Source organism: Ensifer sp. SSB1 (assembly GCF_016652895.1).
Lineage (GTDB): Bacteria > Pseudomonadota > Alphaproteobacteria > Rhizobiales > Rhizobiaceae > Ensifer.
In genome coordinates this window covers 609-4,392 of the sequence record NZ_JAEPRP010000304.1, presented here as the reverse complement: position 1 = coordinate 4,392, position 3,784 = coordinate 609, and the positions used below count along the sequence as shown (strand labels likewise).

At 64.8% G+C, this 3,784-nt stretch carries 2 protein-coding genes; one reads left to right on the top strand and one right to left on the bottom strand.

The genetic code is table 11. The annotated features are described in order from the left end of the window. Positions 1–240: hypothetical protein (locus I8N66_RS36255; RefSeq protein WP_291165152.1), on the top strand; the 240-nt coding region annotated here is incomplete at its 5' end. Positions 241–244: 4 nt separating this feature from the next. On the opposite strand, the gene I8N66_RS36250 is transcribed toward I8N66_RS36255, so the two are convergent. After that, positions 245–3,784: LPD38 domain-containing protein (locus tag I8N66_RS36250; protein ID WP_291165149.1), on the bottom strand; the 3,540-nt coding region annotated here is incomplete at its 5' end.

Here is a 3,784-nt window from a genome sequence, read left to right as displayed (position 1 = left end):
ACAACTAACTCAATCGGGGTCGAAATGCAGAAGAAAATCGTCGGAGCGCTGGTGGCCGGACTGGTGCTGAGCGCATGTGGCGCAACGCCAATCGTCATGCGAAACCCGAAGACGGAACAGGTCGTCGTCTGCGATGGCGGCGCGCGCGCTCGGGAAGTTGGGACTGGACAGATGGTCGCCGATAGCTGCGCCCAGCAGCTTCAGGCCGCCGGCTGGGTGAGAGCCGACGGCGCGAAATGACGCTTTACTTCTGACCGGACAGGATCCGGCGCATTACCTTCATGCGCCGCTCGTCGATGTCGTTCAGCAGCTCGCGCTGATCGGCGTCTGGCTTGTCGTCGGTCTCGATGCGCTTCCGGGCCTTGTTCAGGTTCAGCAGCGCCTTCTCCGCGGCGTCGAACTCGCCCATGCGCTTTTTCCCGGCGGCCAGGTCGCCGTCGCCCAACTCGGTAAGGACGCGCTCCATCCCCTCGCGGTTGCCGTCCTTGGCGTAGCGCTTGGCCTGGCCGACCGTCTGCTTCAGCTTCTTGGTTTCCTCGTAGAAGGCACGCTCCTGCGCACGCTCCTCCGGCGCCTCGCCATAGAACCGCGACAGTGCCGGGATCTGCGAAGCCTCAACCTTCTTCCCCTTGCTGGAGTCGCTGATCGTGGTGACAGTCTTATCTGCCGTCTGCGTGATGCCAGGGAATAGGTAGCTGGTGAACATCAGGCGCAGCACCTCCGGCGGCACGTCGATCGCGCCAGGCTTGACGCTGTCACCACCGGTGACGTCGTTCAGCAGCTTCGACGCCGCTTTCCATTGGTCGCCCGTCGAGCGGAAGGCGCGATCATACGCCGGGCCGGTATAGCTGCGGTCATCCCCTTCGCGGTACACCGGGCCGCCGTTGAAGCTCTTGTTCTCGGCCGCCTGAGCCAGCGGCTTCACAACCGACGGCAGCAGGAACTGCGAGAGCGACCCTGGCGACCCCATCGGGTTGAATGCATCCAGCGCCACGCGCGTCATGCTGGCACCCTTGTCCAGCACGCCACCGCCCTTCTTGAAGATCATCTCGGACATGAGCCGACCGGCGTTGACCATGACGTGCGGGCCGATCGGCAGCGGCACCTTCACGTACTTGCCCGACGGAGACATGAAGATCCAGTTGCGCTCCTTCTCGAAATCGGGGATCTCGTCGTACTTCTTCTTGCCCGTCTCGTCATCGTCGCCGCCGACGGCGCGGTTCACCGCGTCCATTACAAAGCCCATCGCTACCAGGCCGCCGGCGACCACCTGGGCGCGACGGTTCTTTGCCAGCGCGCCAAGGAAGCGGGCATTGCCCTGCAGGTTGGCGTTGAAGAACATATACAGCGAGTTGGCGAATGCGGTCTGCGAGCCGCGGCGGTTGAAGTTGACCGTGATGTTCTTCGCAAGGCTGGCCGCCTGCCTGTTGCTGATGCCGGCATCGCGCGCGGTCTGGTAGACCGCCAGGCGCACGCCGTTCTCGACGATGTTGTTATAGTCGTCGATCATTTCGACCAGCGAGCGAGCCAGACGCCGCGGGTCGGCCTTGCCCTGCTTCATTTCCTCGACCTGCTTCTCCAGATCGGCCATCCGGTCGGCAGGGCTTTCGAACGACTTCACATATCCGGTCTCGGACCCGTCTTCCTTGAACTGGCGTGCGTACTCTGCCCACTGGCCGCCGCCGTCGCCGCGGACGATCTTCCAATAGCCAGCCATAGCCTTCGGAATGCTGGCGAGTACCTTCGCCTCCTTGCCGGCGATGGGCGTGTTTTGCAGGTTGAAGGCTGCGCCCTGCACGTCGCGGGCGAAGTTGGTGATCCAGAAAAGCGGGTTGCGCGCGGTGATCCACTGGGACAGGTAGCGCGTCACCTTGCCGAACGCCTCGATCGCCCACGGCAACTGCGGCGCATCGAGACTCTGCATGGCCTCGGCCAGCCGCATCGCGCGCTCATCGCGCTCGTTGAACACGATGAAATGCTCGACGCCGTTCTCCTTGACGGTGAGCACGTTCTCTTTCGCCTTGAAATTCGGATCGTCGGCCAGCTCCACCAGGCCAGTATCGGGGTTGATCCGCTTCTTCTTCGGCGGCTGGTCGACACGCCAGAACTTATCATTCGGAAACTCGCGGGCCAGATCGAGCAGCGACCGCGCGACCTTGGCCTTCTCGGCGCGCTGGATAGTGGTCTGCGCCTGGGCAATCACGTTGGCGACGATGTCCTGCTGAATGGCCGCCTTTGCGATGTTGCTGTCCGATTGGCCGAGCGAACGCTGCGACTCAGGGCCGCGCACGTCGAAACCGCCCACCTTCCGGCGGCCGTGGCTCGGCATGTCCTGCATCAGCGGGACATAGTTCTTGTAGGCGGATTCCCACGCATCGACCACTTCGCGCTGTTCGAGGCCAGACGACACGATGCGGCGGCGCGACTCCTTAGTGATCGCATCCACCATCGCGGCGATGCGCTCCAGCTTCTCGGTCTTCCCCTCGTTGCGGAACGCGCCAAGGATGCCGGCGGACTCGGTGTTGCTCATGCCGGACAGCGCCTGATTGTGGCGGCGGTGCGGGTTGATCTTCGCAAGTTGCTCGTTGCGCTCCGGCGCGTGGCGGGCGAACAGGTAGCGGTTCACCTCGGCCAGCGACAGGCCGGATTCATGCACGGCTTTCAGCAGTGGCGTAACACGGCGATCCACCAGATCGTCGACCTGGGCGGACACGCGGCCGTGGTACAGCTCCTCGTTCAGGTAGGCGTCGGAGCGCTCGCGGATGGTGTTGCCGGCGTTGCGAATGGCGTCCTGCACGCGCTTCAGGTCGATCTTGTTGTCCTGCAGCGCGCGGACAATGTTGTCCCACAGGCGCGGCTCCGGCACTTCGAACGACTGGCGCGGGCCGAACTTGAGCTCGTCCTGGCTGTAGTCGATACGATCGCGCGCGGAGAACGACGTACCCGATTCTGCGGACTGCTCGGCCCCCTTCTCGCGTAGGTATGCCTGCGTATCGCGCAGCAGTTGCGCGATCTCGGCGTCCGTGACGTCAGACTTGATGAAGCCGATCTTGCGAAGAAACTGGCGGATCGCGTCGAGCACGCGGCGCACGATGCTGTTATGGGCGCCGGACTCAGCCATGACGGCGACGATCTCGCGCGCGCGGCTCTCCGGCGGCAGTCCGGGCTGCGTGCGATCGACCTTGGCCGCGGCCTCGGCGATAGCCTTGTTGCCGTCCCGCTCTGCGGTGATCACGCGCTGCGCGAGGCGTGCCATCTCCTCCGCGCCGAGCATGTTCTCCAGCCCGTAGTGCGCGAGCAGTTCGTGACGCGCGACCTGCACAGCGCGCTCGGGCGAGTCGATATTCGAGGCTATCAGGGCGACGCGGTTCGTGCGGCTGTCCCAAAAGCCTTCGACGCTCTTGGCGCCCTCGCCTTCCGCCTGCTCGCGCACGTAGTCCGGCGCGTCGTCCAGGCTATCGTAGACGTCGACATCATGGCCGTAGGTGTCGGCTGCGATTGCCTCGCGCGCCTGGTCGGCAGTAATACCGCGGCCAGCACGATTCGAGAACATGGATTGCTGGCCGCGCGCGGCGGCCTGGTCGGCGCCCCTGTCGCTACCTGTCAGGACAAAGTCGTCGCGCATGGCATCGGCCTGCGCGCGGCGGTCATCCTCTCGGCGCTGGCGTGCGTCGTCGGCGCGCTGCTGCTCCTCGCGCGCGGTGCGGGCCCTGGCCTCGTCTAGGGTTTCGGCGCTGAGGGCAAAGTCAGCGGCGCGTTCTCCTGCGCCATCCGCTCTTTCCGC